Consider the following 16,140-nt stretch of genomic DNA (forward strand, 5'->3'; position numbering starts at 1 on the left):
TTATAGGCAGGTCAATCACATGACTGTTTTGGTGGCAGCGCAGCAAACTGAAACACCCGACGCCCTCCCGAGCCGCCAGGCGCGGCTGGCCTATCGTGGCGGCGAGGTCGGTTCCACCGCGGGGGTCGCCCCCGGCTTCGTCCAGGGCAATCTGGCGATCCTGCCGGCGGAATATGCCGGCGCCTTCCACCGCTTCTGCCAGCTCAATCCCAAGCCGTGCCCGATCATCGGCATGTCCGATGTCGGCAGCCCGTACATCCCCGCCCTTGGCGCCGATCTCGACATTCGCACCGACGTGCCGCGCTACCGTGTCTGGCGCGACGGCGAAGTCGTCGACGAGCCGACCGACGTGACGAAGCATTGGCGCGACGACCTCGTGACCTTCGTGCTCGGCTGCTCCTTCTCGTTCGAAGAGGCACTCCTCGACGAGGGCATGCCGATCCGCCACATCGAGCAGAACGTGCGGGTGCCGATGTACCGCACCAACATCGCGTGCGGCGAGGCCGGCCCGTTCGCCGGTCCGATGGTGGTGTCGATGCGCCCGTTCAAGCCGGCGGATGCGATCCGCGCGGTGCAGATCACGTCGCGCTATCCCGCCGTGCACGGCGCGCCCGTGCATCTCGGCCATCCGCATCTGATCGGTATCAAGGACATCGCCAAGCCCGACTATGGTGATCCCGTACCTGTTGCCGACGACGAGATTCCGGTGTTCTGGGCCTGCGGCGTGACGCCGCAATCGGTGATCAATGCCGCCAAGGTCCCGTTCGCGATTACGCATTCGCCCGGCCTGATGCTGGTGACCGATCTGAAGAACAGAAACATGGCCGTGATTTAGTAGGCAGCGTTTGCTGCTTCTTCGGGCTTTACGCAGTTTGCCAATCGTTTCATTCGATACGCGCAAAATTCGGATAACAGGGGACTTTGCCTATGACGATCACTCGCCGCGACGTTCTGCTCGGAGCCACCGCCGCTGCCGCGCTGTTGCCGCTAGCCGCGCGCGCGCAAACCTCTGAGGTGGTGATCGGCGCGACCTATCCCCTGTCGGGCGCCGGCGCCCAGGTCGGCGTCGACGCGCAACGCGCGTTCGAGACCGCGATCGACATCATCAACAACGACCAGGACTTCGATCTTCCGCTGGCAAAGGGCGTCGGTTTGCCGGGGCTCGGCGGCGCCAAGATCCGCATGGTGTATGCCGACCATCAGGGCGACCCGCAAAAGGGACGCGCCGAAGCCGAGCGACTGATCACCCAGGAGAAAGTCTGCGCGGTGCTCGGCTCCTATCAGAGCGCGGTCGCGGTCACGGTCAGCCAGATCTGCGAGCGTTACCAGATCCCGTTCCTGTCGGCGGACAATTCCTCGCCGAGCCTGCATCGCCGCGGACTGAAGTACTATTTCCGCGCCTCGCCGCATGACGAGATGTTCTCGGCCGGGATGTTCGATTTCCTCGACTCGATGAAGAAGAAGGGCGTCAAGGCCGACACGCTGGCGCTGTTCCACGAAGACACGATCTTCGGCACCGACTCCGCCAACGCCCAGACCAAGCTCGCGACCGAGCGCGGCTACAAGATCGTCGCCGACATCAAGTACCGCGCCAACTCGCCGTCCTTGTCTGCCGAGGTCCAGCAGCTCAAGGCCGCCAATGCCGATGTGCTGATGCCCTCGAGCTACACCACGGACGGCATCCTGCTGGTCAAGACGATGGCGGAGCTCGGCTACAAGCCGAACGCGATCCTGGCTCAGGCAGCCGGCTTCTCCGAAAAGGCGCTTTACGACGCCGTCGGCGACAAGCTCGAAGGTGCGATCACCCGCGGCAGCTTCTCGCTCGATCTTGCCGCCAAGCGGCCGATGGTCGGCAAGATCAACGATCTGTTCAAGGCGAAATCGGGCAAGGACCTCAACGACAACACCTCGCGCCAGTTCATGGCGATGATCGTGATTGCCGACGCCATCAACCGCGCCAAGTCGACCGACGGCGAGAAGATCCGCGACGCGATGGCTGCGACCGACATTCCGGGCGAACAGACCATCATGCCCTGGAAGCGGGTCAAGTTCGACGACATGGGCCAGAACAACGACGCCGATCCGGTGCTGCTGCAATATATCGGCGGCAAGTTCGTCACCGTGTTCCCGTCGCAGGCGGCGGTCGCCGAAGCTGTCTGGCCGATGAAGTGAGGATTGCATCGGGAGCGCGGACGTTAGCTCCCGATCCTGATCCTGCGGAGTAAGACGGAGCCCGCGTCGGGACAGGCGAGGGCGGCCCGTCGTTGCGACACGCGTTCGATGACGCCCCTCGGGGTGAGGGCTTTTTCTGGGGGACAAGTTGCTGACAGTCGAAACAATTGTCCAAAGTCTCGCAAGCGGCCTGCTGATGGGCCTGCTCTACGGACTGATCGCCGTCGGCCTCGCGCTGATCTTCGGCCTGATGGACGTCACGAACTTCGCCCATGGCGAGTTCCTGATGATCGCGATGTACGCGTCCTTCTTCCTGTTCGCGTTCTTCGCCATCGATCCCTTGCTCTCGGCGCCGCTGGTCGCGGCGGCGATGTTCGTGTTCGGAGCAGTGGTCTACCTGTTGATTGTACGCTTCGCCATGCGGGCCAAGGCCAATGCCGGCATGGTGCAGATCTTCACCACCTTCGGCCTGGCCATCGTGATGCGCGGACTGGCCCAGCTGTTCTTCACGCCGGACTATCGCAGCATTCCGCAATCCTGGCTCGGCGGCAAAACCGTCTCGATTGCAGGCATTTTCCTCCCCGAGCCGCAGCTGGTCGGTGCGCTGGTCTCGATTCTCGCCTTTGCCGGCCTCTACTTCTTCATCCACCGCACCGATTTCGGCCGCGCGCTGGAAGCCACCCGTGAGGATCCCGGTGCGGTCGCGCTCGTCGGTATCGACAAGAACCGCGTGTTCGCGTTCGGTTGGGGCCTGGGCGCTGCGCTTGTCGGTCTCGCCGGCGCGATCATGGCGGTGTTCTTCTACATCTATCCCGACGTCGGCGCGTCCTTTGCGCTGATTGCCTATGTCACGGTGGCGCTTGGCGGCTTTGGCAGTGTGTTCGGTGCCTTTGCCGGCGGCATCATTGTCGGCCTGGTCGAAGCGGTGACCGCGCTGATGCTGCCGCCTTCGCTGAAGTCGGTCGGCATCTACGCGGTGTACCTGCTCGTTGTCTTCATCCGGCCGCGTGGCCTGTTCGGGTCGATGTGATGGACAAGAATTTTGCCGCGCGGCGTCGCCGCGATCTCATCATTGCGGCAGTGCTGACCGCACTGGCCGCGCTCGCGCCGCTGTTCGTCAAAAACGTCTACGTCCAGAACATCCTGGTCCTGACCTTGATGTATGCGGCGCTGTCGCAGAGCTGGAACATCCTCTCCGGCTATTGCGGACAGATCTCGCTAGGCCACGCTCTCTATTTCGGCATCGGCGCCTACACCACCGAGCTTCTGTTCACCAAGTTCGGCGTGCTGCCCTGGTTCGGCATGCTCGCCGGCGGTACGATCGCGGCGCTCATCGCGATGGGGCTCGGTTATCCCTTCTTTCGGCTGCGCGGCCATTACTTCGTGATCGCGACCATCGTCATCGCGGAGATCGGGTTGCTGCTGTTCCAGAACTGGGAATGGGCAGGGGCTGCGATGGGCATCACCATTCCCGTGCGCGGCGACAGCTGGCTGAAATTCCAGTTCATGCGCAGCAAACTGCCGTATTTCTATTTCGCGCTGGCGCTTTGCTGTCTCGCCTGGTTTGTCACATGGTGGCTTGAAGACTCTAAATGGGGTTTTTGGTGGCGCGCGGTGAAGGACAATCCGGAAGCGGCCGAGAGCCTGGGCGTCGTCGTGTTCAATTCCAAAATGGGTGCGGCAGCGGTCTCTGCGTTCCTCGTTGCTGTCGGAGGCGCCTTCTACGCGCAGTTCCTCGCCTATATCGATCCCGAGAGCGTCATGGGCTTCCAGTTCTCGCTGCTGATGGCGCTGCCGGCCGTGCTCGGGGGCATCGGCACCCTCTGGGGTCCCGTGCTCGGGGCGGTCATCCTGATCCCGATGACGGAGCTGACGCGCTCCTATATCGGCGGCTCCGGTCGCGGCGTCGACCTCATCGTCTATGGCGCGCTGATCGTGGCGATCTCGCTGGCCTTGCCGCAAGGCCTGGTCAGCCTGTTTTCCCGTTCCAAAGCAAAAGGAGCCACGCGATGACCGCGCTCCTTGAAACCCGCGGCGTCTGGCAGCGCTTCGGCGGCCTCGTCGCCAACAGCGATGTGTCGATCTCGGTCGGCCGCGGCGAAATCGTCGGGCTGATCGGTCCGAACGGTGCCGGCAAATCGACGCTGTTCAATCTGATCGCCGGCGTGCTGCCGCCGACGCAAGGCTCGATCTGGTTCGACGGCGAGGACGTGACGAAGATGCCGGCGGCAGAGCGCTGTCAACGCGGCGTCGGGCGCACCTTCCAGGTCGTCAAGAGCTTCGAGACCATGACGGTCATCGACAACGTCATCGTCGGCGCCTTGGTGCGCAACACCGTAATGCGCGAGGCGCGCCGCAAAGCGCATGAGGTGCTGGAGTTCACCGGCCTTGCCGCGCGCGCCGATGTGCTCGCAAGCGACCTCGTGCCGGCCGAGAAGCGCCGCCTCGAGGTTGCCCGTGCGCTCGCGACCGAACCGAAACTGCTGCTGCTCGACGAGGTCCTCACCGGCCTCACGCCGACCGAGGCGCAGACCGGTGTGGCGCTGGTGCGGAAAGTCCGCGACGCCGGCATCACCGTTCTGATGGTCGAGCATGTCATGGAGATCGTGATGCCGCTGGTCGATCGCGCCATCGTGCTCGATCTCGGCAAGGTTCTGGTCGAGGGCAAGCCCGCCGACGTGGTCCGCGATCCCAAGGTGATCAAGGCATATCTGGGAGATCGTCATGCTGTCGGTGCATGAAGTCACGACCGCCTATCAGGGTCTGGTTGCGATCTCCGCGGTCTCGATCGAGGTCCAGAAGGGCGAGATCGTCTGCGTCGCCGGCGCCAACGGCGCGGGCAAGTCGACCCTGCTCAAGACGATTGCCGGTGCCGAGCGTCCGCGTTCGGGCTCCGTAACGTTCGACGGCAAGCGCCTCGATGGCATGGCGCAGCATCACGTCACCGCCACCGGCATTGCCTACGTGCCGGAGAACCGCCGTCTGTTTCCGCGCCTGTCGGTGCGCGACAACCTTCGCCTCGGCAGCTACCTCTATCGTGGCGAAGCGGATCGCGAAGCACCGCTCGATCTCGTCTTCAAGCTGTTCCCGCGCTTGTCCGAGCGCCTCGATCAACGCGCCGAAACGCTGTCCGGCGGCGAGCAGCAGATGCTCGCGATCGGCCGCGCGCTGATGACGCGCCCGCGGCTCTTGATGCTCGACGAGCCCTCGCAGGGCATCATGCCGAAACTGGTCGACGAGATTTTTCAGGCGGTGAAGCTGATCCGCGACTCCGGCATGACCGTGCTGATCGTCGAACAGCGTATGGCCGAGTGTCTGGAAATTGCCGACCGCGCCTACATCCTGCAAACCGGTCGCGTGCTGATGCAAGGGCCGGCAGCGGAGATCAGGGGCAATCCGGACGTGCGGAAGGCGTATCTGGGGCTGTAGCGGCGGAGTGTGGGGCTCGCTCGCGCAACACATTCGATGTCATCGCCCGACTTGATCGGGCGATCCAGTACTCCGAGACAGCAGTGGTCAATCGAGAGGCCGCGGCGTACTGGATTCCCCGCCTTCGCGGGGAATGACAGTGGTGTGTGGGGCGATACTATCGCCTCCGACGGCACGCACTAATGCCCGTGCCCGTGCTCCGGCAGCGTCACCCCGAACACCTTCACCAGATCCTTCACCTGCTCTGGCGAAAGATAGCGCGGGTTCATCCCGCGCAGCAGCAGATAGAGCTTCGCCGTCTCCTCCAGCTCCTCGGTCGCGAACACCGCCGCTTCGAGCGTGTCGCCTGCGACCACCGGGCCGTGATTGGCGAGCAGCACGGATGAATATTTTCCGGCCAGTCCCTTGATCGCATCCGCAACCGCCGGATCGCCGGGCCGGTAATAGGGCACGAGCGCGGTGGCGCCGCATTTCATCAGATAATAGGCGGTCATCGGCGGCAGCGCGGCGCGCGGGTCGATCTCGGGCAGCATCGAGAGCGCGACCGAATGGGTGGAGTGCAGATGCACGATCGCCCGCGCACTCCCGCGCGTATCGTAGAGTGCGGTATGCAGCGGAACTTCCTTGGTCGGCGCATCGCCGGACATGAGCCGGCCCTGCTCATCCAGCCGCGACAGCTTTGCCGGATCAAGGAAGCCGAGCGAGGCGTTGGTCGGCGTCACCAGCCAGCCGCCGCCGTCCAGCCTGACACTGATATTGCCGGAGGAGCCCGGTGTCAGGCCGCGCTCGAACAGGGACCGTCCGAAGCGGCAGATATCCTCACGCAGTCTTGTCTCGTTGCCGGTTTCAGTTCTCATGGCCGTCATGCCCGCTTGTCTCACGCTTTGGCAGCGCGGCCAAGCCGTGTTATTCGAGATCACGAGCCGCCGCAAAGGCGGCCCTCCGGGAAACGTTCGCAAGAATAAGTCGAAGGGTTAGTTGCATGTCCGCCTCCACCTCACAAAATCAGCGCATCGCCGTCATCGGGCTCGGCTCGATGGGGTACGGCATGGCGACCTCGCTGAAACGCGCCGGCCATACGGTGACCGGCTGCGACGTTTCGGCCGATGCGGTCGCGCGGTTTGTGAAGGACGGGGGCGCGGGCGCCACAACGCCGGCCGAGGCGGCTAGGGCTGCGGACATCGTCGTCAGCGTGGTCGTCAACGCCGCGCAGACCGAAGCGATCCTGTTCGGCAAGGACGGCGTCGCCGAGACCCTGCCGAAGGATGCCGTCTTCATCTCCTCCGCGACCATGGATCCCGACGTGGCGCGGCGCCTGGCCAAACAGCTGGAAGCGACCGGCCGAAATTACCTGGATGCGCCCATCTCCGGCGGTGCGCAGCGCGCCGCCGAGGGCGAACTGACGATCCTCGCTTCCGGCAGTCCGGCTGCCTTTGCAAAGGCGCGTCCCGCGCTCGATGCCATGGCGGCAAAGCTCTACGAACTCGGCGATGCCGCGGGGCAGGGCGCCGCGTTCAAGATGATCAACCAGCTGCTGGCCGGCGTGCATATCGCTGCCGCGAGCGAAGCGATGGCGTTCGCCGCCAAGCAGGGGCTCGACATCCGCAAGGTCTACGAGGTGATCACCGCGTCCGCCGGCAATTCCTGGATGTTCGAGAACCGCATGCCGCACGTGCTCGACGGCGACTACACGCCGCGCAGCGCGGTGGAGATCTTCGTCAAGGATCTCGGCATCATCCAGGACATGGCGCGCAGCGCCAGATTTCCGGTTCCGGTTTCCGCCGCAGCCCTCCAGATGTTCCTGATGACATCAGCCGCGGGCATGGGGCGTGACGACGATGCGTCGGTGGCGCGAATGTATGCGCAGGTCACCGGCGTCAAACTTCCCGGCGACAAGTAGAAGAGGATTCCAATGCCCCGTTTCGCCGCCAACCTCTCGATGATGTTCACCGAGGTGCCGTTCCTCGACCGCTTCGATGCCGCCGCCCAGGCCGGCTTCACTGCTGTCGAGTTTCTCTTTCCCTATGAGCATCCGGTCGAAGCGATCGGCGAGCGGCTCAAGCGCAACGGTCTGACACAGGCACTGTTCAATCTGCCGCCGGGCGACTGGAATGCCGGCGAGAAAGGTTTTGCCGCGCTGCCGGCGCGCTTTGCCGATCTCAAGGCGAGCCTGGAGACGGCGCTGCCTTACGCCAAGGCGACCGGCGTCAAGCGGCTGCATCTGATGGCGGGCATCGCCAACCGCGGCGAACGGGTCGCAATCGAGGCCTTCTACAAATCGGTGGCGTGGGCCGCGGAATTCTTCGCGCCGCATGGCATCGACATCGTGCTCGAGCCGATCAATTCCCGCAATGTGCCGGGCTATTTCCTCAATGATTTCGGCTTTGCGCGCGACCTGATCCAGGAGTTGCGGCTTCCCAACCTGAAACTGCAGTTCGACATCTATCATTGCGGGATCATCCATGGCGATGTCACCATGCGGCTGCGCGAGATGATGCCGATCATCGGCCACATCCAGATCGCCAGCATTCCCTCGCGCAACGAGCCCGACGGCGAGGAGCTCAATTATCCGTTCCTGTTCGAAGAGCTCGATCGGCTCGGCTATGCCGGCTTCGTCGGCTGCGAATACAATCCGCGGGGCAAGACCACCGATGGGCTCGCCTGGTTCAAGCCCTATGCGGGAGTGAAGCCGTGACACTTGCGCTGGGCTGTATCGCCGACGACTATACCGGCGCCTCCGATCTCGCCAACACGCTGACGCGCGCCGGTTTGCGCACGGTGCAGACCATCGGCGTGCCCGCGGACGATCTGAAGCTACCCGACGTGGACGCGGTCGTGGTGTCGCTGAAGAGCCGCTCGATCGAGGCGGGGCTTGCCGTGTCGCGCTCGCGCGCGGCCGAGACATGGCTGCGTGGTCGCGGCGCGGGCCACGTGCTGTTCAAGATCTGCTCGACCTTCGATTCGACGGATGCTGGCAATATCGGCCCGGTGATGGATGCGCTGCGCGCCGATTGCGGTGCGGCCGTCGTGCTGGTGACGCCGGCCTTTCCTGAGACCGGCCGCACCGTCTACCAGGGCAATCTGTTCGTTGGCGCCGTGCCGCTGAACGAGAGCCCGCTCAAGGACCATCCGCTCAATCCGATGCATGATTCCAACCTGGTGCGCGTGTTGGCGCGCCAGAGCAAGACGCAGATCGGTCTCGTCGATCTCGCGACGCTGTCGCGGGGGGCGGAGGCCGTGCAGGCCAGGCTTGCCGAATTATCGGGCAAGGGCATCGGCGCCGCGATCGTCGACGCGGTGTTCGACCGCGATCTCGAGACCATCGGCCTTGTTGCCGCGGAGCACCGGCTGTCGGTCGGCGCCTCCGGGATCGGCCTCGGGCTCGCCCGCGCGCTGGTATCGACCGGCAAGGTCAAGTCGGCCGCCACCGGCAGCGAGCAGGGCGCCGCCGTTGGTGGGCAGGTGGCGTGCCTCGCGGGAAGCTGCTCGCAGGCCACCCTGCAGCAGATCGCCAACGCCGAACGGGTCATGCCGGTGCTTCGTCTCGACTCCGACCGTATTCTTACGGGCGCAAACGAAACGCAGCGCGCGCTGGACTGGGCGAAGGAGCGATTGGCTCAGGGGCCCGTGCTGATTGCATCGAGCGCGACGCCGGCCGACGTCGCTGCGCTCCAGGCGCGGCACGGCCGCGATGCCGCAGGCCATGCGATCGAGCAGACGATGGCCGATATCGCCGAAAGCTTAGTGAAATCAGGCGTGCGGCGACTGATCGTCGCAGGCGGTGAGACATCAGGGGCGGTCGTCGATCGGCTGAAGATTCCCGGATTTCTCGTAGGGGCAGAGATCGCCGCGGGCGTCCCGGTGCTGCGCGCGGTGGGCGCTGTGGCCGGTGACATGCTGCTCGCGTTGAAGTCCGGTAATTTCGGCGGGCCGGAGTTTTTTGCGGACGCGATTAGGCTCATGCGCTGAGCGCAGAGCATTTTTAGTCGCTCATTCACTTCTTTAAGGTTCCGTACTCGTACGGAGTCGTAGTTAACAACTGCTCAGTCGCTTTGTTGTTGGATGTCGGCGCCGCCGCTTTTGGTTGATCCATTCGACGCGCCGCCGCGCCAACGCAAAGAGACCCGATTATGCTCGCCACCATCTCCATCCGCGCCAAGATCATCAGTGTCGTGGCGTTCCTGCTGGTTGCGATGACCGGCATGGGCCTGCTCGCCGTCATGAAGATGCGGTCGATGAATGCCAATACAACGGACATCACCACGAGCTGGCTGCCGACCGTGCGGGTGCTCGGCGAGATCCGGGCGAGCGTCATCACCTATCGCAACGTGGTCCGCCAGCACATGCTGGCCGAGACCCTGGAAGACAAGCTCGCCAACGAGAAGACCGCCGGCACTGTAATGGAGGCGCTCGGCAAGTCCCGTAAGAGCTACGAGCCGATGATCACCTCCCCGGAGGAGCGGAGGCTGTACAACGAATGGGCCAAGCTCTGGGATGATTACAAGAAGGGTACCGAAGAGGTCTTCGCGTTGTCGCGCAAGGAGGCCGGCAAGATCCCGCATGAAGCCCAGGAGTTGAACACCAAGACGGTCAACAAGATCGGCCTCGCGTCAGATGAGGTGCTGACCAAGGACATCGAGCTCAATACTCAGGGCGGTGATCAGGCTGCAAAGGATGCCGCCGACAGCTACTATTACGCCTTCATGCTGGTCTCGATCATCCTCGGTGCCGCCGTCATCATCGGCATCGGCGTCAGCTTCTACCTGGTCCAGGACGTTTCCGCGGGCATCAATTCGATCATCCAGCCGATGCAGGCGCTGGGCCGCGGCGATCTCTCCGCTGAAGTCCCGCATCGCGGCGAGAAGACCGAGATCGGCTCAATGGCCGACGTGCTCCAGGTCTTCAAGGAGGCTCTGATCGCCAAGAAGGCTGCCGACGAAGCTGCCGCGGCCGACGCCGAGGCCAAGATCGAGCGCGGCCGCCGCGTCGACGGCATCACCCGCGACTTCGAAACGATGATCGGCGAGATCGTCCAGACCGTCTCGTCGGCCTCGACCCAGCTCGAAGCTTCCGCCTCGACGCTGACCTCGAGCGCCGACCGCTCGCAGCGGATGGCGACCACCGTTGCCGCCGCCTCGGAAGAAGCATCCACCAACGTCCAGTCGGTGGCTTCTGCCACCGAAGAGATGGCCTCCTCGGTCGGCGAGATCAGCCGCCAGGTGCAGGAATCGGCGCGGATGGCGGGTGACGCCGTCGGCCAGGCCCGTGCCACCACCGACCGCGTCAGCGAGCTCTCCAAGGCTGCGTCCCGCATCGGCGACGTCGTCGAACTGATCAACACCATCGCCGGCCAGACCAACCTGCTGGCGCTGAACGCGACGATCGAAGCGGCGCGCGCCGGTGAGGCCGGCCGCGGCTTCGCGGTGGTCGCCTCCGAAGTGAAGGCGCTCGCCGAGCAGACCGCCAAGGCGACCGGCGAGATCGGCCAGCAGATCTCCGGCATCCAGGCGGCCACCAATGACTCGGTCGGCGCGATCAAGGAGATCTCCTCGACCATCGAGCGTCTCTCGGAAATCTCCTCGGCGATCGCCGCCGCAGTGGAAGAGCAGGGCGCGGCGACCCAGGAAATCGCCCGCAACGTCCAGCAGGCGGCCCAGGGCACCCAGCAGGTCTCGTCCAACATCACCGACGTGCAGCGCGGAGCCACCGAGACCGGCACCGCCTCCTCGCAGGTGCTCTCTGCCGCACAGATGCTGTCCAACGACTCGGCCCGGTTGAAGACGGAAGTCAGCAAGTTTCTGACCAACGTCCGCGCGGCCTAAGCCTAAAGACGATGTCGTTCTGAAAGCGGCGCCTTTGGGCGCCGCTTTTTTGTGGGTGAGAGCCGTCTCTGTAATCTTCCGGGCGGCGGTTGCATATCTGGAATGCGATTTCGCTAGGCGATAGCAGGGAAGTGACCGCGCGTGACGCGCCGCCATTAGCCATTTCGGCGGTGTTCGGGTAAATCACCCGAGGAACCCGTGGGGCGTGTTCCCTGACCCCCGTTTTGGAATTGCCTGACGAATGATTGCTCTGGTTCGTATTGCCCTGAGCCGGCCCTACACGTTTGTCGTGCTGGCGCTCCTGCTTCTGATCATCGGGCCGCTCGCAGCGCTGCGGACGCCGACCGATATCTTTCCGGATATCCGCATCCCCGTGATCGGCGTGGTCTGGCAGTATACCGGCCTGCCGCCCGACCAGATGTCCGGACGCATCACCACGCCGTTCCAGCGGGCGCTGACGACGACGGTCAACGACATCGAGCACATCACCGCCAACTCCTATAACGGCTTTGGCATCATCAAGATCTTCTTCCAGCCCAATGTCGACATCCGCACCGCCAACGCGCAGGTCACCGCGATCTCGCAGACGCTGCTGAAGCAGATGCCGCCGGGCGCGACGCCGCCCTTGATCCTGAACTACTCCGCCTCGACCGTGCCGATCATCCAGGTGGCGCTGTCGGGCGATGGCCTGACCGAGCAGAACCTCGCCGACATCGGCATCAACAATCTGCGTACCCCGCTGGTCACCGTGCCCGGCGCGGCGATTCCCTATCCTTTTGGCGGCAAGCAGCGCCAGGTCCAGATCGACCTCGACCCGACCGCGCTGCAGGCCCGTGGCCTGTCCGGCCAGGACGTCGCCAATGCGCTCGCAGCGCAAAACCTGATCACGCCGGTCGGCACCCAGAAGATCGGCACCTTCGAGTACAGCATCCAGCTCAACAACTCGCCGCTCAAGATCGATGAGCTCGGCAATCTGCCGATCAAGACCGTCAACGGCGCCATGGTCTATGTGCGCGACGTTGCCACCGTGCGCGACGGCAATCCGCCGCAGACCAACATTGTCCACGTCGACGGCAACCGTTCGGTGCTGATGATGGTGTTGAAGGCGGGCGCAACCTCGACGCTCGATATCATCGCCGGCATCAAGCAGAAGGTCATCGACGTCAAGGATCAGCTGCCGGACGCGCTCAAGATCGGCTTCATCGGCGACCAGTCGGTATTCGTGCGCGGCGCGATCCAAGGCGTCGCCTTCGAGGGCGTGATTGCGGCGCTGCTCACCAGCGTCATGATCCTGCTGTTCCTCGGCAGCTGGCGTTCGACCGTCATCATCGCGGTTTCGATCCCGCTGTCCGTGCTTGGCGCCATCGTCATGCTGTCGGCGATCGGCGAGACGCTCAACATCATGACGCTCGGCGGTCTCGCGCTCGCGGTCGGCATTCTCGTCGACGACGCCACGGTGACCATCGAGAACATCAATTACCATCTGGAGCAGGGCAAGCCGGTCGAGCAGTCGATTCTCGACGGCGCCAATCAGATCGTGACGCCGGCCTTCGTCTCGCTGCTCTGCATCTGCATCGTGTTCGTGCCGATGTTCTTCCTCACCGGTGTCGCGCGCTTCCTGTTCGTGCCGATGGCTGAAGCGGTGATGTTCGCGATGATCTGGTCGTTCATCCTGTCGCGCACGCTGGTGCCGACCATGGCGAACTATCTGCTGCAGGCGCACGTCCATCATGATGGCGAACCGCCGAAATCGCGCAATCCGCTGGTATGGTTCCAGCGCGGCTTCGAGGCGCGGTTCGAACGTATTCGGGGGGGCTACCGTGGCCTGCTCGGCATGGCGCTGGCGCATCGCGCAGTGTTCGTGATCGGATTCCTCTGCGTCGTCGGTGCGTCCTTCGCGCTGGTGCCGTTCCTGGGGCGCAATTTCTTCCCCGCCGTCGATGCCGGCAACATCCTGATGCATGTGCGCACCCAGGTCGGCACCCGCGTCGAGGAAGCCGCCAATCAGCTCGCCGATGTGCAGAAGGCGGTGCGCAAGCTCGTTCCCGGCGAGATCGAGACCATGACCGACAACATCGGCATGCCGATCTCCGGCATCAACATGACCTACAACAACACCGGCGTGATCGGTCCGCAGGACGGAGACATCCAGATCAAGCTGAAGGAAGGTCACAAGCCGACCGAAGAGCATGTGAAGGTGCTGCGCGAGCAGCTGCCACGGCTGTTCCCGGGCGTCAGCTTCGCCTTCCTGCCGGCCGACATCGTCAGCCAGATCCTGAATTTCGGCGCGCCGGCGCCGATCGACCTGCAGATCCGCGGCGCCAATCTCGACGCCAACTTTGCCTACGCCAACAAGTTGCTGGCCAGGGTCCGCCGGATTCCGGGCATTGCCGATGCACGCATCCAGCAATCGCCGAACCTGCCGACCTTCAACATCGATGTCGATCGCACCCGCGCGCAATATGTCGGCCTGACCGAACGCGACGTGACCAACAGTCTCGTGGTCAATCTCGCCGGCTCCTCACAGGTCGCGCCGACCTACTATCTCAACCCTGACAACGGCGTGTCCTATTCGATCGTGATGCAGACGCCGCAATATCAAATCGATTCGCTCAGCGCGTTGCAGACGCTGCCGATTACCGCCGCTGGCGCCTCGCAGTCGCCGATCCTCGGCGGCATCGCCGACATCAAGCGTGCAACCTCGAGCGCGGTGGTGTCGCAGTACGACATTCAAAACCTCGTGCAGATCTTTGCCACGACGTCGGGCCGCGATCTCGGCGCGGTCGCAACCGACATCCGCCAGGCCATTGCCGACACCGCCAAGGAGGTGCCGAAGGGCTCCTCCGTGGCATTGCTTGGTCAGGTGCAGACCATGAACAGCGCCTTCACCGGTCTTCTGTTCGGCCTGCTCGGTGCCGTCGTGCTGATCTATTTCCTGATCGTCGTGAACTTCCAGTCCTGGTCCGATCCGTTCGTGATCATCACGGCGCTGCCGGCCGCGCTCGCCGGCATCGTCTGGATGCTGTTCACGACCCAGACCACGCTGTCCGTACCGGCCCTGACCGGCGCCATCATGTGCATGGGCGTGGCTACGGCGAACAGCGTGCTGGTGATTTCCTTCGCGCGCGAACGCTATGAGGAACTCGGCGACCCCATCGCCGCCGCGCTGGAAGCCGGCTTCGTCCGGTTCCGCCCGGTGCTGATGACCGCGCTCGCCATGATCATCGGCATGGCGCCGATGGCCTTGGGGCTGGGCGAGGGCGGCGAGCAGAATGCGCCACTTGGCCGCGCCGTGATCGGCGGCCTGATCTTTGCAACTTTCGCCACGCTGATGTTTGTTCCCGTGGTGTTCAGTATGGTACACAAGAAACAAGGCGCCAAAGCCGCCGCCCCATTGGAGACTCCGCATGTCGCCCACTGAACCCCGCTCCCCGGTGTCGCACCGGAAACTGGGCATTTTCAGCGTGGTGGCGCTGATTGCGGCTGGCCTCGTGGTCGGCACCGGCATCCGGGCCCGCGAGGACCAGAGCTCCAAGCTGAAGGAATGGACCGACGACCAGGCCGTTCCCAGCGTTGCGGTGACCCTGCCCAATGCCAAGGCGCTCAATTCCACCATCGACCTGCCGGGCCGGCTCGAGGCCTATTACCGCGCGCCGATCTTCGCGCGCGTGTCCGGCTATCTCAAAAGCTGGAGCGCTGACATCGGCGCCCGCGTCAAGGCCGGCCAGGTGATCGCCGAGATCGAGGCGCCCGACCTCGACCAGCAACTCTTGCAGGCCCGCGCCGACCTCGCCAGTCAGCAGGCCAGCGCCAGGCTGTCGGAAGCAACCCTGAACCGGCGCAAGACGCTGGTCGCCTCCAACTTCGTCTCGGCGCAGGAGATCGACGAGCGCACCGCCGATCTCTCCAACAAGAACGCCGCGGTCCATTCTGGCCAGGCCAATGTCGAGCGGCTCGAGGCGCTTGCCGGCTACAAGAAGATCACCGTGCCGTTCGACGGCGTGGTCACGGCACGCGACACCGACGTCGGCGCGCTGATCAACGCGGGCGGCGGCTCGGGACCGGCGATGTTCGTGGTCTCCGACATCACCAAGCTGCGCGTCTATGTCAGCGTTCCCCAGAACTACGTGCCGGCGATCAAGATCGGCGCCAAGGCCACCATCTCGCTGCCGGAATATCCGAACCGGACCTTCCAGGCCACGGTGGAGGCCTCCTCGCAGGCTGTCGACGTCGCCTCGGGCACCACGCGCATGCAGCTCGGTCTGGACAATTCGAGCGGCGAATTGATGCCCGGCGGCTATGCCAGCGTGAAGCTGAGCCTCCAGCGCGATTCCGCGCCGCTCAGCATTCCCGCCAGCGCTCTCATCTTCAACGGCAGCGGCCTGCGCGTCGCGACCGTCGGTGCGGACGACAAGGTGCAGTTCAAGACCGTGACCATCGCCCGCGATCTCGGCAAGGAGATCGAGCTTGCCTCGGGGATTGCGCCCGACGACCGCGTCATCACCGCTCCGCCGGATGGTTTGTCCGACGGGGACCAGGTGCGTGTGGTTGGCGCCGGCGGCAAGCCGGCAACCGCGTCGGAGAAGCAGGCACCGAAGAGCTAGGGCAGTCTCGTGCCCCGGACGCAGGTCCCGTAGGGTGGGCAAAGGCGCATATGCGCCGTGCCCACGTTCTTTTTCAATTGAGCAAGATGGTGGGCACGCTTCGCTTTGCCCAC

At 64.3% G+C, this 16,140-nt stretch carries 13 protein-coding genes; 12 read left to right on the top strand and 1 reads right to left on the bottom strand.

The features are described from left to right. Window positions 1-19: 19 nt before the first annotated feature. From NLM32_RS16615 to NLM32_RS16640, 6 genes are all read left to right on the top strand, one after another. Window positions 20-835, top strand: a complete 816-nt coding sequence (locus NLM32_RS16615; protein ID WP_254130017.1) for a putative hydro-lyase — start codon at window positions 20-22, stop codon at window positions 833-835. A gap of 92 nt (window positions 836-927) precedes the next feature. Next, window positions 928-2,172, top strand: coding sequence for an ABC transporter substrate-binding protein (locus NLM32_RS16620; protein WP_254130018.1), 1,245 nt, complete (start codon window positions 928-930; stop codon window positions 2,170-2,172). A 151-nt stretch (window positions 2,173-2,323) separates the two neighbouring features. Next, window positions 2,324-3,202 (top strand): branched-chain amino acid ABC transporter permease, encoded by an 879-nt coding sequence (locus tag NLM32_RS16625; protein ID WP_256562133.1) that lies wholly within the window; start codon window positions 2,324-2,326, stop codon window positions 3,200-3,202. Beyond that, window positions 3,202-4,185, top strand: coding sequence for a branched-chain amino acid ABC transporter permease (locus NLM32_RS16630; protein WP_254130019.1), 984 nt, complete (start codon window positions 3,202-3,204; stop codon window positions 4,183-4,185). The genes NLM32_RS16625 and NLM32_RS16630 overlap by 1 nt, the downstream gene beginning before the upstream one ends. Beyond that, window positions 4,182-4,913, top strand: coding sequence for an ABC transporter ATP-binding protein (locus NLM32_RS16635; RefSeq protein ID WP_254130020.1), 732 nt, complete (start codon window positions 4,182-4,184; stop codon window positions 4,911-4,913). The genes NLM32_RS16630 and NLM32_RS16635 overlap by 4 nt, the downstream gene beginning before the upstream one ends. Beyond that, the gene (locus tag NLM32_RS16640) at window positions 4,897-5,601 is read left to right on the top strand and encodes an ABC transporter ATP-binding protein (RefSeq protein ID WP_254130021.1); all 705 of its coding nucleotides are present in this window, start codon (window positions 4,897-4,899) and stop codon (window positions 5,599-5,601) included. The genes NLM32_RS16635 and NLM32_RS16640 overlap by 17 nt, the downstream gene beginning before the upstream one ends. Window positions 5,602-5,780: 179 nt before the next feature. On the opposite strand, the gene NLM32_RS16645 is transcribed toward NLM32_RS16640, so the two are convergent. Further along, window positions 5,781-6,467, bottom strand: coding sequence for an aldolase (locus NLM32_RS16645; protein ID WP_254130022.1), 687 nt, complete (start codon window positions 6,465-6,467; stop codon window positions 5,781-5,783). 116 nt (window positions 6,468-6,583) lie between these two features. Between NLM32_RS16645 and ltnD the strand changes: the two genes are divergently transcribed. The 6 genes from ltnD to NLM32_RS16675 all read left to right on the top strand — a co-directional run bounded on the left by ltnD (window position 6,584) and on the right by NLM32_RS16675 (window position 16,027). Further along, window positions 6,584-7,501 (top strand): L-threonate dehydrogenase, encoded by a 918-nt coding sequence (ltnD, locus tag NLM32_RS16650; protein WP_254130023.1) that lies wholly within the window; start codon window positions 6,584-6,586, stop codon window positions 7,499-7,501. Between the two features lie 12 nt (window positions 7,502-7,513). Then, on the top strand, window positions 7,514-8,296 hold the full coding sequence (gene otnI / locus NLM32_RS16655) for a 2-oxo-tetronate isomerase (RefSeq protein WP_254130024.1): 783 nt from the start codon (window positions 7,514-7,516) through the stop codon (window positions 8,294-8,296). After that, window positions 8,293-9,570: a 3-oxo-tetronate kinase gene (gene otnK, locus NLM32_RS16660; protein ID WP_254130025.1), complete on the top strand. Its 1,278-nt coding sequence runs from the start codon at window positions 8,293-8,295 to the stop codon at window positions 9,568-9,570. Before otnI ends, otnK begins: the two co-directional genes overlap by 4 nt. A gap of 161 nt (window positions 9,571-9,731) precedes the next feature. Beyond that, entirely contained in the window at window positions 9,732-11,423 is a 1,692-nt protein-coding gene (locus tag NLM32_RS16665) for a methyl-accepting chemotaxis protein (RefSeq protein WP_254130026.1), read from the top strand. A gap of 241 nt (window positions 11,424-11,664) precedes the next feature. Next, complete coding sequence (locus tag NLM32_RS16670; protein WP_254130027.1) at window positions 11,665-14,844, top strand: efflux RND transporter permease subunit; 3,180 nt, start codon at window positions 11,665-11,667, stop codon at window positions 14,842-14,844. Beyond that, the gene (locus tag NLM32_RS16675) at window positions 14,831-16,027 is read left to right on the top strand and encodes an efflux RND transporter periplasmic adaptor subunit (protein ID WP_254130028.1); all 1,197 of its coding nucleotides are present in this window, start codon (window positions 14,831-14,833) and stop codon (window positions 16,025-16,027) included. The genes NLM32_RS16670 and NLM32_RS16675 overlap by 14 nt, the downstream gene beginning before the upstream one ends. The last annotated feature ends 113 nt before the right edge of the window (window positions 16,028-16,140 follow it).

It is taken from the genome of Bradyrhizobium sp. CCGUVB14, assembly GCF_024199935.1.
Lineage (GTDB): Bacteria > Pseudomonadota > Alphaproteobacteria > Rhizobiales > Xanthobacteraceae > Bradyrhizobium.